The sequence below is a fragment of the Arthrobacter sp. MMS18-M83 genome, from assembly GCF_026683955.1.
Classification (GTDB): domain Bacteria; phylum Actinomycetota; class Actinomycetes; order Actinomycetales; family Micrococcaceae; genus Arthrobacter.
In genome coordinates this window covers 708,907-727,202 of record NZ_CP113343.1, presented here as the reverse complement: position 1 = coordinate 727,202, position 18,296 = coordinate 708,907, and the positions used below count along the sequence as shown (strand labels likewise).

18 protein-coding genes, 1 tRNA gene and 1 pseudogene are annotated in these 18,296 nt (G+C 63.6%); 16 read left to right on the top strand and 4 right to left on the bottom strand.

Annotation, left to right across the window (positions count from 1 at the left end; translation table 11 throughout):
* Positions 1–4 precede the first annotated feature (4 nt).
* Together OW521_RS03430 and OW521_RS03425 are read right to left on the bottom strand one after the other, a co-directional pair.
* On the bottom strand, positions 5–718 hold the full coding sequence (locus OW521_RS03430; RefSeq protein ID WP_268022962.1) for a response regulator: 714 nt from the start codon (positions 716–718) through the stop codon (positions 5–7).
* Entirely contained in the window at positions 715–2,382 is a 1,668-nt protein-coding gene (locus OW521_RS03425; protein ID WP_268022960.1) for a sensor histidine kinase, read from the bottom strand. The genes OW521_RS03430 and OW521_RS03425 overlap by 4 nt, the downstream gene beginning before the upstream one ends.
* Before the next feature lie 152 nt (positions 2,383–2,534).
* Here OW521_RS03425 and OW521_RS03420 point away from each other — a divergent pair, with 152 nt between their 5' ends.
* The 11 genes and pseudogenes from OW521_RS03420 (at position 2,535) to OW521_RS03370 (ending at position 13,009) form a co-directional block, all read left to right on the top strand.
* The gene (locus OW521_RS03420; protein ID WP_268022958.1) at positions 2,535–3,860 is read left to right on the top strand and encodes a cation:dicarboxylate symporter family transporter; all 1,326 of its coding nucleotides are present in this window, start codon (positions 2,535–2,537) and stop codon (positions 3,858–3,860) included.
* A 244-nt stretch (positions 3,861–4,104) separates the two neighbouring features.
* On the top strand, positions 4,105–5,004 hold the full coding sequence (locus OW521_RS03415; RefSeq protein WP_268022956.1) for a ParA family protein: 900 nt from the start codon (positions 4,105–4,107) through the stop codon (positions 5,002–5,004).
* A gap of 146 nt (positions 5,005–5,150) precedes the next feature.
* Positions 5,151–5,999 carry a segregation and condensation protein A gene (locus OW521_RS03410; protein ID WP_268025665.1) on the top strand — a complete coding sequence of 283 codons (849 nt, stop codon included), beginning with the start codon at positions 5,151–5,153 and terminating at the stop codon, positions 5,997–5,999.
* A pseudogene (scpB, locus tag OW521_RS03405) lies at positions 5,996–6,660 on the top strand (SMC-Scp complex subunit ScpB). The gene OW521_RS03410 and the pseudogene scpB overlap by 4 nt, the downstream one beginning before the upstream one ends.
* 169 nt (positions 6,661–6,829) lie before the next feature.
* A complete protein-coding gene (locus tag OW521_RS03400) occupies positions 6,830–8,065 on the top strand; it encodes a pseudouridine synthase (protein ID WP_268022954.1) in 1,236 nt (411 codons plus the stop codon).
* Between the two features lie 3 nt (positions 8,066–8,068).
* Positions 8,069–9,175, top strand: coding sequence for a prephenate dehydrogenase (locus OW521_RS03395; RefSeq protein ID WP_268022952.1), 1,107 nt, complete (start codon positions 8,069–8,071; stop codon positions 9,173–9,175).
* Complete coding sequence (gene cmk, locus OW521_RS03390) at positions 9,175–9,888, top strand: (d)CMP kinase (RefSeq protein WP_268022950.1); 714 nt, start codon at positions 9,175–9,177, stop codon at positions 9,886–9,888. Before OW521_RS03395 ends, cmk begins: the two co-directional genes overlap by 1 nt.
* 25 nt (positions 9,889–9,913) lie before the next feature.
* On the top strand, positions 9,914–10,543 hold the full coding sequence (locus OW521_RS03385) for a lysophospholipid acyltransferase family protein (RefSeq protein ID WP_268025663.1): 630 nt from the start codon (positions 9,914–9,916) through the stop codon (positions 10,541–10,543).
* 80 nt (positions 10,544–10,623) lie between these two features.
* Positions 10,624–12,174 carry a ribosome biogenesis GTPase Der gene (gene der / locus OW521_RS03380; RefSeq protein WP_268022948.1) on the top strand — a complete coding sequence of 517 codons (1,551 nt, stop codon included), beginning with the start codon at positions 10,624–10,626 and terminating at the stop codon, positions 12,172–12,174.
* 127 nt (positions 12,175–12,301) lie between these two features.
* Positions 12,302–12,375: transfer RNA gene (locus OW521_RS03375), tRNA-Pro, on the top strand.
* A gap of 283 nt (positions 12,376–12,658) precedes the next feature.
* On the top strand, positions 12,659–13,009 hold the full coding sequence (locus OW521_RS03370) for a zinc ribbon domain-containing protein YjdM (RefSeq protein WP_326494000.1): 351 nt from the start codon (positions 12,659–12,661) through the stop codon (positions 13,007–13,009).
* Positions 13,010–13,086: 77 nt separating this feature from the next.
* Here OW521_RS03370 and OW521_RS03365 read toward each other — a convergent pair whose 3' ends face one another.
* Positions 13,087–13,533, bottom strand: coding sequence for a MarR family winged helix-turn-helix transcriptional regulator (locus OW521_RS03365; protein ID WP_268022946.1), 447 nt, complete (start codon positions 13,531–13,533; stop codon positions 13,087–13,089).
* A gap of 172 nt (positions 13,534–13,705) precedes the next feature.
* On the opposite strand from OW521_RS03365, the gene OW521_RS03360 reads away from it, so the two are divergent.
* Positions 13,706–14,929 (top strand): MFS transporter, encoded by a 1,224-nt coding sequence (locus OW521_RS03360; RefSeq protein ID WP_268022945.1) that lies wholly within the window; start codon positions 13,706–13,708, stop codon positions 14,927–14,929.
* A 51-nt stretch (positions 14,930–14,980) separates the two neighbouring features.
* On the opposite strand, the gene OW521_RS03355 is transcribed toward OW521_RS03360, so the two are convergent.
* Complete coding sequence (locus tag OW521_RS03355) at positions 14,981–15,883, bottom strand: DNA-formamidopyrimidine glycosylase family protein (RefSeq protein WP_268022943.1); 903 nt, start codon at positions 15,881–15,883, stop codon at positions 14,981–14,983.
* Positions 15,884–16,046: 163 nt separating this feature from the next.
* On the opposite strand from OW521_RS03355, the gene gcvH reads away from it, so the two are divergent.
* The 4 genes from gcvH to OW521_RS03335 all read left to right on the top strand — a co-directional run bounded on the left by gcvH (position 16,047) and on the right by OW521_RS03335 (position 18,294).
* Positions 16,047–16,433, top strand: a complete 387-nt coding sequence (gene gcvH / locus OW521_RS03350) for a glycine cleavage system protein GcvH (protein ID WP_265979079.1) — start codon at positions 16,047–16,049, stop codon at positions 16,431–16,433.
* 141 nt (positions 16,434–16,574) lie between these two features.
* A complete protein-coding gene (locus OW521_RS03345; protein ID WP_268022940.1) occupies positions 16,575–17,054 on the top strand; it encodes an FHA domain-containing protein in 480 nt (159 codons plus the stop codon).
* Positions 17,055–17,074: 20 nt separating this feature from the next.
* Positions 17,075–17,791 (top strand): transcriptional regulator FtsR, encoded by a 717-nt coding sequence (gene ftsR, locus OW521_RS03340; RefSeq protein ID WP_268022938.1) that lies wholly within the window; start codon positions 17,075–17,077, stop codon positions 17,789–17,791.
* Entirely contained in the window at positions 17,791–18,294 is a 504-nt protein-coding gene (locus OW521_RS03335) for a bifunctional nuclease family protein (protein WP_184739384.1), read from the top strand. The genes ftsR and OW521_RS03335 overlap by 1 nt, the downstream gene beginning before the upstream one ends.
* Positions 18,295–18,296: the final 2 nt, after the last annotated feature.

Genomic DNA, 18,296 nt, shown 5'->3' with positions numbered 1-18,296 from the left:
GCGTTTAGCTCCGATTCCAGCGGTACTCGTTCTCCGGCCGTCCGGGAGTGCCGTAGCGCGGATTCCTGGTAGCCAATCCGGCGTCGGCCAAGTACTCGAGGTAGCGGCGCACGGTGACCCGGGACATACCAAGGGCCTCGGTCGCCTCGCTTGCGGAGACGGCCCGGCCGAGGCTTGCGAGAAGGTCTTTGACAGAGTCCAGGCTGTGGGCGGAAAGTCCCTTGGGCAGTGGGAGCTCGGTGGGCGCGCGGAGGCTCGCGAAGGCCTGGTCCACATCGCTTTGCGAGGCCCCGCTGGCACGCGCGCCCGACCCCGGCGCGGCAAGTTGTTCGCGGAACAAGCGGTAGCTGGCGAGCTTGTCCGCAAACGTCGCGAAGGTGAACGGCTTGATCAGGTATTGCACCACGCCGATCGACACCGCGCTGCGGACGATGTTCACTTCCCGGACGGCGGTGATGGCGATGATGTCTGCCAGAAGGCCGGATGCGCGCATCCGGCGGGCGACGTCCAGTCCGTGAAGGTCCGGCAGGTTCATGTCCAGCAGGACAAGGTCCACCGGCTGCCCCGCCGCGGCGAAATCGTTGAGCAGCCGCAAGGCCGACTGTCCGTCCGGGGCTGTCCCAGCAACAGTGAAACCGTCAATTCGGCCGACGTAGACGCCATGGGCATCTGCGGCGATGGGTTCGTCCTCGACAACGAGGACGCGGATATCGGTCATTCGGCTTCTTTCCTGGAGTCCGGCGCGGGGAGCACCACACGGAACAACGCACCGCCCAAGTCGCTGGTGGATTCGCTGATGGACAGCGTACCGCCCAGCCGTTGCACCGCTTGCCGCACCAGTGCCAGGCCAACGCCGCGGGACGGAGCCCCCGGGCCCGCGCTCTGTCCGATGCCGGCTGCCTTAGTGCTGTATCCGTATTGCCAGACGTCATCCACAATGCCGGGATCGATGCCGTGGCCGGAATCGACAACCGTGAATGTGGTTCCGTCAGGTCCCGACGCGATTCCCAGTTCCACTTTCCGCGGCGGGGGAGCGGCGGCTGCGGCATCGAGCGCGTTGTCCAGCAGGTTTCCCAAGATGGTCACCAAATCCTGGACGGCCAAGCCCTGAAGGCCGTCCCCGCCGGACACCGTGACAATGAGCTCCGCTCCGCGTTCGTGTGCCTCTGCCGATTTCCCCATGATCAGTGCGCTCAGGACAGGTTCGTCCACTGATGCCACCAGATGGTCGGTCAACTGTTGGCTTAGCTCAAGGTCCTTGGTGGCAAAATCCAAGGCGTCGGCAGTACGCCCGAGTTCCATCAGGGAAACAATGGTGTGCAACCTGTTGGCGTGCTCGTGAGTCTGGGCCCGCAAGGCGTCGGACAGTGTCTTCATGGTCTCCAGTTCGCTGCCCAGGGACTCGATTTCCGTGCGATCCCTGAGCGTGGCTACTGTGCCGAACACGGCGGGGCGCTGCCGACCCGTCATTCCCGGTGGCCCCACCGCTGGCGCTTGGTTCACCACCAGGATCCGTGACCCGGTGAGGTGGATTTCGTCGTGCGCCGTGCGGCCGGATTCGAAGAGGCCATGGAGGCTGGCATCGAGGGGCAGGTCCGAAAGGCGCGGGGCCGCTCCTGCTGAGGGGTCGACGTCGGCCCGTTCCAGTCCCAGCAGTTCCGCGGCCTGGTCGTTATACATGACCACCCTGCCTCCGGTGTCGATGAGCACCACGCCTTCGCGGACTGAGTGCAGGACCGACTCGTAGTACGCGAACAGCTGTGCCAATTGCTCGGGCCCCCAGCCCCGGGTCACGGAGCTCAGGTATCGGCCCAACAACCAGGAGGCCAAGGAGCCGCCGGCGAGCATGGCCAGGGAGATGGCGATGATTGCTGTGAGCCGCGCCGACACTGCGACGTCCACCGTTCGAACCGTGACGCCCGCGGCTACCAAGGCCCGAACGGTTCCGGAAGAATCTTCCACCGGAACGATGGTGCGCACCGACGGGCCAAGGGTGCCGGCCGTGACTTCCGTGAAGGTTTGTCCGTGCAATGCCGGGTCAATCGTGCCGATATAGGGTTTGCCGATTTCGTCGGGGTTCGCGTGGGTCCACCGGGTCCGGTCCGGCGCCATGATGGTGATGAAGTCGGCGTGCGCGTTGGCCATCACTACCTGCGCGTACGGCTGCAGTGTCGCCGAGGGATTCGGCGTGGCGGCGGCCTGAAGTACGAGGGGGTTGGCTGCGATCGCCGCGGCCACGGCCTGCATGCGTTGGCCGGCGTCGTTGTAGGCCCGGTCCCTGGCATCCACGAAGGCGGCCGTCCCCACGATCGCGGTGAGCACCAGGATGAACAGCAGGTTCGCCATAAAAAGTCTCCGGGCAATGCTCCAGCGTCGGATCACGCGCTCCTCCTTTTGATCAATTCTGCGACCAATATGAACGCAACAGTGATACATGTCACCTTGCCCCGAATGATGGATATCACAGCAGAGCGACGCAGGGACATTTTGCAGGAACCACGGCGCTTTCCAGAGTATCTAAAAGGAGCAAAGCCATGACCTCTCAAAGAGGAGAGATTGCACCCGCAAAGGCCGGGCGCAAGGGGCTGGACAAGTCGCATTACCTCTATATCGCCGTGATCGCCGCAGTTATTCTCGGCGCCGTCGTCGGCCTGATGTTCCCTGAAGTCGGAAAATCCCTCAAGCCGCTGGGTGACGGCTTCATCAAGCTCATCAAGATGATGATCGCCCCGGTCATTTTTTGCACCATCGTCCTGGGTATCGGCTCGATCGCCAAGGCAGCCACCGTCGGCAAGGTCGGCGGGCTTGCACTGGTGTACTTCCTGGTGATGTCCACCTTCGCGCTCGCCATTGGATTGGTGGTGGGCAATATCATCCACCCCGGCGAGGGCCTGAAGCTGATCCCGTACGACCCCAACGCGAAGGCTGCCACGAACAGTACCGCTGACTTCCTGCTGGGTATTATCCCCGGAGACATTCCCGTGTTGCCGACGCTCTTGGCCGCCATTCTGGTGGGCTTCGCGCTGCAGCGCATGGGCTCGCAGGGGCAGCCGGTCCTTAAAGCCATCCAGCACGGGCAGGCTCTCGTCTTCCGCATCCTCATCATGATCATGTGGCTGGCGCCAGTCGGTGCCTTCGGTGCGATCGCCGCAGTGGTCGGTGCCACCGGAGTGAAGGCTATCTTCGGCATGCTCACCCTGATGGTCGCGTTCTACATCACCTGTGCGCTGTTCATCGTGGTGGTCCTCGGTTCCTTGCTCCGGGTTGTGGCCGGCGTCAGCATCTTCCAGTTGATGAAGTACTTGGCCCGTGAGTACCTGCTCATCTTCTCCACGTCCTCCTCGGAAGCAGCGCTGCCGAGGCTCATCGCCAAGATGGAGCACTTGGGCATCTCCAAGCCGGTTGTCGGTGTCACCGTTCCCACCGGTTACTCATTCAACCTCGATGGAACCGCGATTTACCTGACCATGGCCTCCCTGTTCGTTGCCAACGCAATGGGCATCCCGCTGGACCTCGGCGCCCAGGTTTCGCTGCTGGTCTTCATGATCATCGCGTCCAAGGGAGCGGCCGGCGTTTCCGGTGCCGGCTTGGCCACCCTCGCGGCGGGCTTGCAGGCCCACCGTCCCGAACTCCTGGGCGGCGTAGGCATGATCGTGGGCATCGACCGCTTCATGTCCGAAGCCCGCGCCCTTACCAACTTCACGGGCAATGCGGTCGCCACGGTGTTGATCGGCACGTGGGTCAAGGAAATCGACCGGAACCAGGTCACGAACGTCCTGTCCGGCGCGAAGCCGTTCGACGAGCTGACCATGATCAGCCACCACACGGAACCAGTGGTGAAAGAGGCCGTGGCTGCTTAGTGCGGCATGCAGCCTAGATGCATCAACGCGAGCAAGGCAGGACCCCTGGCGGGACCTGCCTTGCTCGCGTTTTGGCGGCCCGGAGAACAAACCTTCTACCTCAGCTAGAAGGTAAAGGCTCAAATTGCGGGCAATGTCAAGTTCCGCGGAATGCCGTGTCGGGCGCTGTAGCCTAGGTGGGGAGCAGTGCTGGTGCTGGAAACAGTCGCAGGAAATGGCCGTCGTGGAGAGAGTGGATAGATACGTGAGCAGCGAACGGGGAGCAACTACGCTGGAGGACACGGATTTCGATCTGGAAGACGCCGTCATGGGGCCCACGGGCCGCCCGCACCGCGACTTCCCTGAACCCGCGCCGCTGGCCTCCCATGGTCCGGCCCGGGTCATCGCCATGGTCAACCAAAAGGGTGGCGTGGGCAAGACCACGTCAACCATCAACCTGGCCGCTGCGCTCGCAGAATTCGGCCGGCGCGTCCTGCTCGTAGATTTTGATCCGCAGGGAGCCCTTTCCGCGGGCCTGGGTGCGAACCCGCACGAGCTCGACCTCACTGTCTACAACGTACTCATGGACCGCAAAGTGGACATCCGCGACGCCATCCAGAAGACCGGCGTCGAAGGCATCGACCTCCTGCCGGCAAACATCGACCTCTCCGCCGCCGAAGTCCAGCTGGTCAACGAGGTGGCCCGCGAGCAAGTGCTGGACCGCGCCCTCAAGAGCGTCGAGGACGACTACGACGTTGTCCTCATCGACTGCCAGCCGTCCCTGGGCCTCCTGACGGTCAATGCCCTGACGGCCGCGCATGGCGTCATCATTCCGCTGATCTGCGAATTCTTCGCACTTCGCGCCGTTGCCCTGCTCGTCGAAACGATCGAAAAGGTCCAGGATCGGCTGAACCCGCGCCTGCAGGTGGACGGCGTGCTCGCCACGATGTACGACGCCCGCACTTTGCACAGCCGTGAAGTCATCTCGCGCCTGGTGGAGGCGTTCGGAGAAAAGGTCTTCGAGACCGTCATCAAGCGCTCCATCAAGTTCGCCGACGCCACGGTTGCCGCGGAGCCCATCACCAGCTACGCCGGAAACCACATTGGTGCCGACGCCTACCGTCGTTTGGCCAAGGAACTGATTTCGCGCGGCGGCGCGCCCTAGCCGGCGTGGCAGAGCCACTCACCCCTGCGGCCCAGCCCGCCCAGCTCGCACAGTCCGGTGTCGCCCCGCCGTCGTCCTCCTCCGCAAGCGGCGCGGACGACGCCGGAGTCCCGCCCACCGCGCGGAAGGCCGGCTTCGAGGTACGGCTGGCGAACTTCACCGGGCCCTTCGATCTCCTGCTCGGCTTGATCTCAAAGCACAAACTGGACATCACGGAAGTTGCACTGGCCACCGTCACGGACGAGTTCATCAAGTACATCCGGCGCCTTCAGGAACTGGGGGAGGACTGGGCGCTGGATGAAGCCAGCGAATTCCTGGTCATTGCCGCGACGCTCCTGGACCTCAAGGCCGCAAGGCTCCTGCCGGCCGGCGAAGTCGAAGATGCCGAGGACATCGCCTTGCTGGAAGCCCGGGATCTCCTCTTCGCCCGGCTTTTGCAGTACAAGGCTTTCAAGCAGGTGGCCGCGATCATGTCCGGCACTTTGGAGTCCGAAGCCCGGCGCTTCCCGCGGCAAGTTGCACTGGAAGGGCATTTTGCGGCGTTGCTGCCCGAACTGATCTGGCGCCACACGCCTGAGCAATTCGCTGCGCTTGCTGCCAAGACCCTGGCGCCGAAGGACAACACGCCCGAGGAAGTCGGGCTCGACCACCTCCACGGAACGCCCGTCAGCGTCAAGGAACAGGCCGAGATCCTCGGGTACCGGCTGCAACGCGGCCTGCCACAGTCCTTCAGGGCCCTCATAGCCGACGCGGAGTCCACGCTAGTTGTCGTCGCCCGGTTCCTGGCGCTCCTGGAGCTGTTCCGCGACCGCGTCGTGGCCTTTGAACAGCCGGGTCCCCTCGCTGAACTCACAGTGCGATGGACCGGGCGGCCCGAAGGCTGGAGCAGCGACAGCTTGAGCGACGAGTACGAGTCCGGCCCTGTCGACCATGAACCGGACGTCGCCGCCGAAACAGACGCCGACACTATCGACCAAGCAGAGGAGCCGCTGTGAGCGAGCAGGAGACAGGCGGGGACGGCCTCGCCGAGCTGGAAGGCCTACCCGGTGGCGCCCGTGCGGCTCTGGAAGCCGTCCTAATGGTGATCGACGAACCGGCCACCGCGGAAGAGCTCGCCGCCGGGCTCAACGTGACGGTCGCCGTCGTCGAGGATTTACTGGCGGGACTGAAGCAGGAGTATAGCGGCTATACTGTTAAAGCCCCGGGCAGGGACGCTGATGACTTGCACACCGATGCAAGTGCCAGCGCTGCACCCCGGGGTTTTGAGTTGCGGAACGTTGCCGGAGGGTGGCGGATCTATTCACGCGCGGAATTTGCCGACGTCGTGGTCAGGTTCGTTCTCGAAGGCCAGACCGCGCGGCTGACGCAGGCAGCTCTCGAAACCATGGCGGTCATCGCGTACCGGCAGCCGGTTTCCAGGGCGCGGGTGTCGGCTATCCGCGGCGTCAATGTCGATTCGGTCGTACGGACCCTTGTCCAACGCGGGCTGATCGAGGACTCAGGTACCGATCCTGAGTCGGGGGCCATCCTTTACCGGACTACCTCGTACTTCCTCGAGCGAATGGGCATTGGCTCGGTGGCGGAACTGCCTCAATTGTCCCCCACCTTCCGGGGTTGGAGGGGATCGAGGAGTTCTTCGACGCCGAACGCATGTAATCGCGGGACGCAAGCAGGCCGCAGGCAGGGCAGCGAGAAACAACTCGATATTGCAAGGATCTACCAACGCCCGGCTAGTAGCGGGCAGAGTTCACAGGGCAGATATTCTCTGTCCGGCTGGCTAATGTTGAGAAAGAACAAGCCGGCCACAATAACAAAAGGACGGGTCATGACACAGGCGGGACGCCAGGGTTCACCACGTAATAGTTCGGGACGAAACGGTTCCGGACGCAATGAGTCGCAAGACTCAGGCCGCAGTAGCGCTGGCCGCGCAGGAGGCAGCGGCTTCGGCGCCGGCCGCGGAGGCGCAGGCCGTGCAGGCGGCGCTTCCGGAGGCAGCAAGCGCAGCTTCTCCCCGGGCGGAGACCGCCCCTTCAAGCCAACCCGTCCGCGTGAAGAGCGCCCCTTTGATCCGGACAACCCCACCTCGGTGGGAGGCTACGAGCGCCGTGAAGACGCGAGGCCGGCAAAGGCCCCCCGTAAGCCAGGCTCCAACAAGCCCGGCTTCGGCAAGGCTCCGGGTACGCCGGGCGCGTTGAAGCCGAAGGCCAGCAACAAGAAACAGTATGCTTCCCGCGCCTTCGGCAGTGAGCGCTTCGGCCAGAACCTTGGTCCGATCCGCAAGCCCCGCGGACGCCGCGGCGAAGTTCTTCAGTCCGAGCAGCACGACGCTGATGGCGTTCGCCTGCAGAAGGTCATGGCCCAGGCTGGCGTGGCTTCCCGCCGTGTTTGCGAGGAAATGATCCAGGAAGGCCGCGTCGAGGTCAACGGCCAGCTCACCACCGAGCTTGGCATGCGCGTGGACCCGACGTCTGCCGTGATCCACGTCGACGGCATTCGTATCCAGCTCGATGACACCATGCTCTACATGGTGTTCAACAAGCCCAAGGGCGTCGTCTCCACCATGGAAGATCCCGAGGGTCGTCCCTGCATCAGCGACTTCCTCAAGTCCGCCAAGAACAAGGGTGAGCGCCTCTTCCACGTGGGCCGCCTTGATGTCGCCACCGAGGGCCTGCTGCTGCTGACCAACGACGGCGAACTTGCCAACCGCTTGACGCATCCCTCCTATGAGGTGCCCAAGACGTACCTGGTACAGGTCCGTGGTCCGTTCCCGCAGGGTGTCGGTGCGCAGCTGAAGGCCGGCATCGAGCTCGAAGACGGCATTGCTTCCGTCGACTCCTTCAAGCTCGTGGATTCCACTCCGGGCCACGTGCTGATCGAGGTTGTGCTGCACTCCGGCAAGAACCGTATTGTTCGCCGTTTGTTCGAAGCCGTGGGTTTCCCCGTGCTGCGCCTCGTACGCGTCAAGATCGGTCCCATCGGCCTGGGTGACCAGCGACAGGGCAGCATCCGCAACCTCGGCAAGCAGGAAGTCGGACACCTCCTGGCCTCCGTAGGACTGTAAGGAATGTCGGCATTCCACTCGCACGGCCGGGGCCACCTTGACGGGCCGGTGGTCGTTTTCGGCACCGGCCTGCTCGGAGCCAGCATCGGTCTCGGCCTGCGTGGCCGGGGTGTCTCCGTGTTCCTTTCGGACACCTCGCCAACCAACCAGGCCGTCGCCGTGGATATCGGTGCGGGCAGGCCGTTGTCGGAGCTCGACGCCTCTCCACAGCTGGTTGTCGTTGCCGCGCCGCCGGATGTGACTGCCGACGTCGTTCAGCGTGCCCTGGGCGAATACCCGGAGGCCGTCGTAGTGGACATTGCCAGCGTCAAGCTGGCAATCCAGGCTGACCTCCGGGGCCGTGGGGTGGACATGTCCCGCTACGTCGGGACGCACCCGATGGCTGGGCGCGAGAAGTCCGGGCCGGTTGCCGCCCGTGGCGAGCTCTTCACCTCCATGCCGTGGGTCCTTTGTCCGTCCGAGGAGACCAGCGCCGATGCGCTTCAGACCGCGCGTTCCCTTGCCGGGGACCTGGGGGCAATAGTTTCCCAGTTCACGGCGGAGGAACACGATGAAGCTGTTGCTTTGGTGTCCCATTTGCCCCAGGTGATGTCATCGCTTCTCGCCAGCCGCTTGCAGGGAACGCCCCTTCATGCGCTGTCCTTGGCGGGCAACGGGCTGCGGGACACCACCAGGATTGCTGCCAGCGATCCCACCCTCTGGGTGCAGATCCTTGGCAACAACGCGGCCAAGATGGTGGATATTCTCCATGGTGTCCGTGAGGACCTCAACCGTTTGATCGGTACCTTGGAGGATCCCACGGCCCCCGGTGCCCGCCTGGACCTTGCGCAACTCATCAGCGAGGGCAACGCCGGGCAGGCCAGGATCCCGGGGAAGCATGGCGGACCCCCGCAGGCATATTCATGGCTTACAGTTCTGGTAGACGACAGGCCCGGGCAGATTGCCAGGCTGCTGACGGAGATCGGTGAGATCGGCGTCAATGTCGAAGACCTCCGTCTGGATCACTCGTCCGGGCAGAACGTTGGCATGGTGGAACTTTCCGTCATGCCCAACAAGCATGACCTCCTTGTTGAAGCCTTGACCGACCGTGGATGGCGGGTACTCCAGTAATGACACGTGACCTTTTCGGCCCGGAGACCGTAGTACGCCCGGGCAAGCCACTCGTTGTCGCCATCGACGGCCCGTCCGGCTCCGGCAAGTCCAGCGTCAGCAAGGAAGTTGCCCGGCGCTTGAAGCTCGCCTACCTGGACACGGGTGCCATGTACCGTGCATTGACTTGGTACTGCCTCAAGACCGGCATCGACCTCACGGATAGTGCCGCCGTCGAGCAAGCCTCGAAGGATCTGCCGCTGGAACTTAGCACCAGCGCCAACGCCGAGTACGTCAGCGTTGCCGGAGTGGACATCACGGAGGAAATCCGCGAGCCCAGGATTTCGTCGTCCGTCAGCGCGGTGGCAACCACCTTGGGTGCCCGCAACGAATTGATTCGCCGCCAGCGCCAGCTGATCGAAAAGCACCACCGCCGCATGGTGGTGGAAGGGCGGGACATCACCACCGTCGTCGCGCCCAACGCGGAGGTCCGCATGCTGCTGACCGCAAGCGAGGAAGCCCGGCTGCGGCGCCGCGGCCTCCAGCTCGGCGGAACGCAGAGCAAAGAGCAACTCGCCGCCCAAGTGATCCACCGCGACGCCAAAGACTCCACTGTGGTGAACTTCACGCAGGCGGCCGACGGCGTCGTCGCCCTTGATTCCTCGGACCTGGACTTCGAAGAAACGGTCGAAACAGCACTGAACATTGTGGGTAAGGTCATCTACGGTGACTGAAACCCGCCTCCCGGCACGCTGGACCATGCTCTGGAGCCGGCCTGTGGGCTGGCTGCTTGATCATGTCCTGTACCGGACCGCGATCACGGGGCGCTCCAACGTTCCCAAGTCCGGTCCGGTCATTTTCGCGGGCAACCACATCAGCTTCCTGGACGGGCCGGTGATGTTCGGCGCTGCTCCGCGGCCCATGCACATCCTGGTCAAGAAGGAGATGTTCAAGGGTTTCCTGGGACGTGTGCTCCGTGCTTCGGGGCAGATTTCCGTTGACCGTTCCGGCGACCGCGCGGCGCTCCAGCTCGGAAAGCAAGTGCTCGACGCCGGCCGTTGCGTCGGGATTCTCCCTGAAGGAACTCGGGGGAGCGGCACCGCCGGCAGCATCAGCAACGGCGTTGCGTGGCTCGCCCTGATGTCCGGGGCCACGGTCATTCCGGTGGCGATCCTCGGAACGCGGATCGGAGACGAACACCGTGATTCCATTCCGAGGCCGCGCCGCCGCCTGCATGTCAGTTTCGGAGCTCCCTTCAATGTGACCCGCAGAAATGGCGAGTCGGGGCGTGTTTCAATGGACAGGGCGGCTGCGGAGATCCGCGCTGCGCTGGCTGGACACGTCCAGGATGCCGTCAAGACCACCGGTCAGTCCCTTCCGGGGGACTAAATGAACCGGCCCACAGCCAATGCAGCACCGCCAAGAAGAAGTAGCCGGGACGCCGGCAGATCACCACTAAGGAAAGTGCAATGAGCGATACGACTCAAAAATCCGGCAACATCGGAGCCGGCGACGACGAATACACGCCCACCGGCACCGACCAGGTGGCTGAACACCTCGCCGCCCTGGACGACGATGAAGCCGAACTTCGTGCAGCCTCCCTCCGGGCAGGCCTGGACGACTATGACCTCGACGAGGACGACGCAGCGCTGCTGAGCGGGCTCTACGACGACGAAGGCGAAGACGGTCCGCTCAAGCTTGACCCGGTACTGGCCATCATTGGACGCCCGAACGTCGGCAAGTCCACCCTGGTGAACCGAATCCTTGGCCGCCGCGAGGCAGTCGTCGAGGACACCCCGGGCGTCACCCGTGACCGTGTCATGTACTCGGCACACTGGAACGGACGCAACTTCACACTGGTGGACACCGGTGGCTGGGAGCACGACGCCAGGGGCATCCACGCCCGCGTCGCCGAGCAGGCCGAGATGGCCGTGGAACTCGCTGACGCCGTGCTCTTCGTGGTGGACTCCGCCGTCGGCGCAACCGCGACGGACGAAGGCGTCATGAAGATGCTGCGCAAGTCCAAGAAGCCGGTCATCATGGTGGCCAACAAGGTTGATGACTTTGCGCAGGAAGCCGACTCAGCCGCGCTCTGGGGCCTTGGCTTCGGCGAGCCGTACCCCGTGTCCGCCCTTCATGGACGCGGCGTTGCCGACCTCCTGGACCACGTCATGGATACCTTGCCCGAGTTCTCCACGGTGGAAGGTGTGGAGCGCTCCGGCGGACCCCGCCGTATTGCCCTCATCGGCCGTCCGAACGTCGGCAAGTCCTCCTTGCTGAACAAGTTGGCGGGCTCCGAGCGCGTTGTGGTTGATACCCTCGCCGGGACCACCCGCGACCCCGTGGACGAGTTCATCGAACTCGGCGGCCGCACCTGGCGCTTCGTGGACACGGCAGGCATCCGCCGCCGCCAGCACATGGCCCAGGGCGCAGACTTCTACGCTTCCCTGCGTACGCAGGCCGCGCTCGAAAAGGCGGAGGTCGCCGTCGTGCTCCTCGCCGTTGACGAAGTCCTCAGCGAACAGGACGTCCGCATCCTCCAGTTGGCGATCGAGTCGGGCCGCGCGCTGGTGCTCGCGTTCAACAAGTGGGACCTGCTCGACGACGAACGTCGCCGCTACCTTGAGCGTGAAATCGAGCAGGACCTGGCACACGTGGAGTGGGCCCCGCGCGTCAACATCTCGGCCAAGACCGGCTGGCACAAAGACCGCCTGGTACCCGCATTGGACCTCGCCTTGGAGAGCTGGGACAAGCGCATCCCCACAGGACGCCTCAACGCGTTCCTGGGCGAGCTCGTGGCTGCCCACCCGCACCCGGTCCGTGGCGGCAAGCAGCCGCGCATCCTGTTCGGCACCCAGGCATCCAGCCGTCCGCCGAAGTTCGTGCTCTTCACCACGGGCTTCCTGGACCCCGGATACCGCCGATTCATCACCCGTCGCCTGCGCGAAACCTTTGGCTTCGACGGCACGCCGATCGAGGTCAACATGCGCGTCCGCGAAAAGCGCGGCAAGAAGCGCTAATTGAGACGCGCATCACAGGTGACACCCGCCGAGGTGTCATTGGAAACCTCGAACATCGTGTAAGCTTTTTGAGGTGGTTCGGCCGGACTGCTTAGGTGAAAATCTAGGCGGAGAACGGCAGAACTGACGGGCTGTAGCGCAGCTTGGTAGCGCACTTGACTGGGGGTCAAGGGGTCGCAGGTTCAAATCCTGTCAGCCCGACCGCAAGGTATCGATAACAGAGTCCCGGGAGCCTAAGGGTTCCCGGGACTCTTGCGTTTAAGTTGCTTGTTCCAGGATGCTGCCTGATCGCGGTCGACGCCGCAAAGGACCCGTGACGCGGAAACCGATCCACGACTCGGAAACGGACATGGGACGCGTGTATTCCGGAGTCCGGGGTCAAGATGGGTGTCGTCAAACGAGATGCGCGTCGTCCATGTCAGACAGGGCGAGGCCGAGCCAAGCGCCGAGACCGGTGCACGGCCACCCCGTCTATCATTGGACGGTGAGCGAAATCCTTCCCCCTTGCCCCGAATGCGCCAGCGAATACACCTACGAGATGGGCGCCTTGCTGGTTTGCCCCGAGTGCGCCCACGAATGGTCGCAGGCCGCGTCCGATGAAGCGGAGTCAGAGTCGACGGAGATCAAGGACGCCGTCGGCAACGTGCTCGCGGACGGCGATACCGTCAGCGTGATCAAGGATCTCAAGGTCAAGGGGAGCGCTACGGCCATTAAGGTCGGCACAAAGGTCCGCAACATACGCCTCGTGAACGGCGTGGGGGATCACGACATTGACTGCAAAGTGGATGGCTTCGGCCCCATGCAGCTCAAATCCAGCGTCGTCAAGAAAGTCTGACGCCCCGCCGCGGGGCGGGCGCCGCTGCACGCCACCGCACGACGCAGGGCGCGCGCCCCACGAAACAAGGCAAAGCCTCAGACCCCCTGCAGCGCCCCCAGCGCCTTGACCAGCGGCTCAAGCTCCGGCACCAATTCTGCGGCAGCCAGGGACTCGGCCAGTGTTTCGTCGTGTACCGGCCTCGCCGCCAGCAATAACTTCTGGCCGGCCTCAGTAAGTTCGGTGTAAATCCCGCGCCGGTCGTCTGCGCACAGGATCCTGGTCAGCAGCGCACGGTCCTCGAGCCGGTTCACCAGCCGAGTGGTGGCGCTGCTGGATAGTGCAGTCGCCCTGGCCAGCTGTTGCATGCGCATGTGCCAGCCGTCCTGGCGGCTCAGCGCGTCCAGCACGGTGTATTCGACCACCGAAAGATCCGCGGCCGACTGCAACGCCTTCTCGAGCGCTGTCTCGATGTTGCCATGCAGCGCAGCGAGAGTCCGCCACCCCTGTGCGCGCACCTCAACGGCGTCGTCCTTGATGCCCATGTCTCCCGTAACTCCTGCCATTGATGAAGATAACCAGATGCGTTCAAAGTAGTTGCTTGCGCAAATAGATGGCGTATGCAACTATATATACAGCGTCTGCAACTAATATTCTACGGTTCTCGGCGACGCACTTCCAGTCTCACGGGAATCCATCCCCACAAAGGAGCACAACATGCCCGCAGGGTTGATCGCCCTTGCCCTGGGCGGATTCGGCATTGGCTTGACCGAGTTCGTCATCATGGGCCTCTTGCCCGAGATCGCCACCGACTTCAGAGTCAGCGAAGCAGCCGCCGGCTGGTTCATCACCGGCTACGCGCTCAGCGTCGTTGTCGGAGCCCTCCTGGTTACAGCGGCCGTGACGCGCTTGCCCCGTAAGCCCGTGCTGATCGGGCTTCTTGTTCTGTTCATCGCCGGCAACTTCCTCTCCGCCATCGCGGACAGCTACCCGGCCATGCTGATCGGGCGAGTCGTCGCAGCCCTCTGTCACGGAGCCTTCTTCGGCATCGGCTCCGTGGTCGCAGCCGGCCTGGTCCCGGCCCACAAGAAGGCTGGAGCCATCGCCATCATGTTCACCGGCCTCACTGCCGCCAACGTGCTGGGCGTGCCCTTCGGCACCTTCCTCGGCCAGAACCTCGGCTGGCGTTCCACCTTTTGGGCCATCACCATCATCGGTGTTGTGGCGCTCGTCGGCATTGCCCTCATGGTCCCGCGCACCAAGGAGGGCGCCGCTACCAGCAGCCTCCGCCGTGAGCTTGGTGCCTTCAAGTCCGGTCAGGTGTGGCTCTCCATCATCGTCACCCTCCTTGGCTTTGGCGGCATGTTCGGCGCCTTCACCTACATCGCCTTCACCCTGACCGAAGTCTCCGGATTTGATCCCCGCGCCGTCCCGTGGCTCCTGGTCCTGTTTGGCGCCGGACTGTTCGTCGGCAATATTGCCGGCGGCAAGGCGGCCGACAAATCCATCGACAAAACCCTTGTGGTCATCCTTGCGGGCCTGGTGCTGGTGCTCGTCTTCTTCGCACTCACCGCCGCGAGCCCTGTGGCCACCCTGTTCTCGCTGGCGCTCATGGGTGGATTCGGCTTCGCCACAGTCCCGGGCCTGCAGATGCGCGTCATGCACTTTGCCACCACCGCGCCCACCCTTGCCTCCGGCGCGAATATCGGCGCCTTCAACTTTGGCAACGCCCTCGGTGCCTGGCTGGGCGGCGTCACCATCACCATGGGCTTGGGCTACACCTCGCCCATCTGGGCCGGGGCCGCCATCACCGTCGCGGCCCTTCTCGTGATGATCGCGGCCGCTGGGGCCGCACGGGGCGGGGGAGCCGCGCAGGCTGCTTCCCCACGGCAAGTAGCCCCCGACGTCGTACGCGAACCGGAAGAGTCGCCGGTCCCCTAAGTGAAACGCACCGAAGCCCGCCACAGAAGGGTGGCGGGCTTCGGTCGGGAATCAGCCGTCGTCGCCCGAACCGCGTTTGGCCAGGATCTTGCCGTTGGTCTGGCATGTGGGGCAGTACTGCATCGAGGTGCCCACGAAAGTAACCTCCCGCACGGTGTCCCCGCAGACGGGGCAAGCCTCTCCGGTCCGGCCGTGCACCCGCATGGAGGCTTTCTTTGCCGGCTTCAGCTCGCTGGGTTTCTTTCCCGAGAACTCCTGGACGGCGCCACTGAGAATGCCCTTCATCGTTGTGAAGAGACGTTCCACTGCGTCCGGCTCAAGGGAAGAGGCGGTAGCGACCGGAGACAGCTTCGCTGCGTGAAGGATTTCGTCACTATAGGCGTTCCCGATGCCCGCCATGAGCTTCTGATTCTTCAGGATCCCTTTGATCTGCTGCCTGTTGCGAAAGAGCCTGCTGAACTCGTCCAAGCCGAAGCCGAGGTCGAGGGGATCCGGTCCCAATTCCGCGATGCCATGGACCTCCACAGGCTGGCGAACGATGAAGATGGCCAATCCCTTCCACGCTCCTGCGTCGGTCAGGGTGACACCATAATCGTGGCCGCTGTTCGAAAAGCCCAGCTGCGCGGCGAAATAGCCGCCCGCACCAGTGGCTTCGGCACCGGGCGGCTTGTCCGAGAACCGCAGCCAGCCGGCCTTCGCGAAATTGACGATCAGGTAGAGCGGCTCTGTTGAGTCTCCTCCCGCAGGTCCTTCAGCGGAAGGGGCGATTTTGAAGGCCAGGAATTTTCCGTGTCGACCGACGGAATCGATTGTCCGCCCGATCAGCGATTCATAGGGAACCTCAGCAACCTTCAGGGCGAACGCCGATGGCAGTAGCAACTGGGTGAGCCGTGCACCGGACAGCCGCTCGTCCAAGAAATCGGTCAGGGCAGTGAGTTCGGGCAGTTCCGGCATGATCGCGCTCCTTCGACGGCGTTGCAGGACTATGCGGCTCGAGTCTGGTTCCAATCATCCCAGACACCTGTGGGGAGGAGGGCTGTATGTGCTTATACTTTCAGCGGTGGCCGGACCTCCGGGCCGCCGTCGTGGTCCGTAATGTCCCGATGAAAGGCGACTCATGAGCATTATTCCTGCCGATCTTTCCTACACCGCCGAACATGAATGGGTCAGTGCCCCGAATGCAGACGGCGTCGTGCGCGTCGGCATCACGGACTTCGCCCAGGATGCACTCGGCGACGTTGTCTACGCCCAGCTGCCGGAGCCCGGCACCACGGTGAAGGGAAACGACGTCGTGGGTGAAGTTGAGTCCACGAAGAGCGTGAGCGACATTTACGCCCCGGTCAGCGGCGAAATTGTCTCCCGCAATGAGGCTCTCGATACTGACTCTGCCCTGATCAACTCGGATCCCTACGGTGACGGTTGGCTGTTCGAGGTAAAGCTTTCGGAAGCTGACGCCATCGAGACCCTGCTCAGTGCATCAGAGTACGAACAACAGGTAGGCTAAAAGGTATCTGGCCCGCCAAGTCGGTTCTCCTCGAAACGGGGGAGCGGTTGCGGCGGGCCAGCGACCCGTTTGGCCCGGCAGAACCGGGTAGATGCGTAACCGGCAGTTCGTAACAATTGCTGGCGGATGAGGAGGATTTCCATGGTTGGCGGCAAGCAGAACCAAGCCCGGGACGAGCACGGTGCAGTAGGACAGCCAACGTCGGAGACCACGTCAATCCACCTCACGCCTGTGCGGCACCATGACTCGGATGTCCGCCCGCCATTGGCACCCGAAGAGCGCGCGGCAGTTCAAGCGTTGCCTCCAGGATCGGCGTTGCTGATTGCCCACACCGGCCCCAACGCCGGTGCGCGGTTCCTCCTGGACTCGGACACCACCACGGCCGGCCGCCACCCGGATGCGGACATCTTCCTGGATGATGTGACGGTTTCGCGTAAGCATGTCGAGTTCGTGCGCACCCCCGAGGGGTTCGAAGTGGTGGACACGGGAAGCCTCAACGGCACCTATGTCAACCAAGACCGGGTTGACAATGTGCTGCTCAAGAATGGCAGCGAGGTCCAGATCGGGAAGTTCCGCCTCACCTACTACCTGAGCCCTGCCCGCGCTGCAGGCCAAGACTGATTCCGGGTACGCCTGTGGCAATGGCCCAGCCGGAACGGCGCGGACCGCAGGTCCTCAACATCGGAGAGGTCCTCGCTCAACTCAGCGACGACTTTCCCACCATGACGGCATCCAAGATCCGTTTTCTTGAGGAAAAGGGACTGATCAATCCGAAGCGCACTCCTGCCGGATACCGGCAGTATGCCGAGAGCGACGTCGAGCGTTTGCGATTCGTGTTGGCGCTCCAGCGCGACCAGTACCTGCCGCTCAAAGTCATCAAGGACTATCTGGACGCGATCGACCGCGGCGAGCGTCCCGAAAACCTTCCGCCCGGCGTTTCCGTTTCACCCCGGATAGTCTCAGACGAACTGGCCGCTGAATTGCAGGGCCACGCACGCGCCTTGAGCGAGGAACAGCTTCGAACGGAATCGGGAGCCAGCGTCCCGCTTTTGCGGTCCCTCCTCAGCTTCGGACTCATCAGCCAGGTCAATGGAAAATTCGACGAACACGCCCTCCAAGTGGCCCGGGCATGTGTCCAACTTGAAAGCCATGGACTTGAGCCCCGGCACCTCCGGCCCTTCCAAGCCGCAGCCGAACGTGAATTCGGCCTGGTGGAACGGGTCGTTGCTCCGCTGACCTCGCGCAAGGATGCGGCGTCGCAGTCGCGGGCGGCAGAAGCCGCCCGCGAAATCAGCGAACTCTGCCTCAGCCTGCACCGTGCCTTGGTGCAGGACCGTATCTCCCGTATGGAAGCATGATGATCGAGGTCGAGATTGTTGGAGTGCGGATTGAACTGCCTTCAAACCAGCCTCTGGTTCTCCTGCGGGAGATGCACGGGGAACGCCATGTTCCCATCTGGATCGGCACGCCCGAAGCCAGCGCCATCGCCTTGGCCCAGCAGGGTGTGGTGCCGCCCCGGCCCATGACCCACGATCTCCTGATCGACGTCGTTGAGGCTCTAGGCCACACGATCATCAGCGTGAATATCGTGGCGGTTGAGGACAACATCTTCTACGGCCAGCTCCAGTTCGACGACGGCACAGTGGTCAGTTCCCGTGCGTCCGACGCCTTGGCGCTTGCCTTACGGGCGAAATGCCGCATCTGGTGTGCCGATGCCGTGATGGATGAAGCCGGAGTCCGGATCACCGAACACGATGAAGGCGAAGATACCGAGCCCGGCCCCGAAGTCGACGAAGAGCGTGAATTGCGCCGTTTCCGGGAGTTTCTGGACGACGTGGAGCCTGAGGATTTCGAAGGTTGACG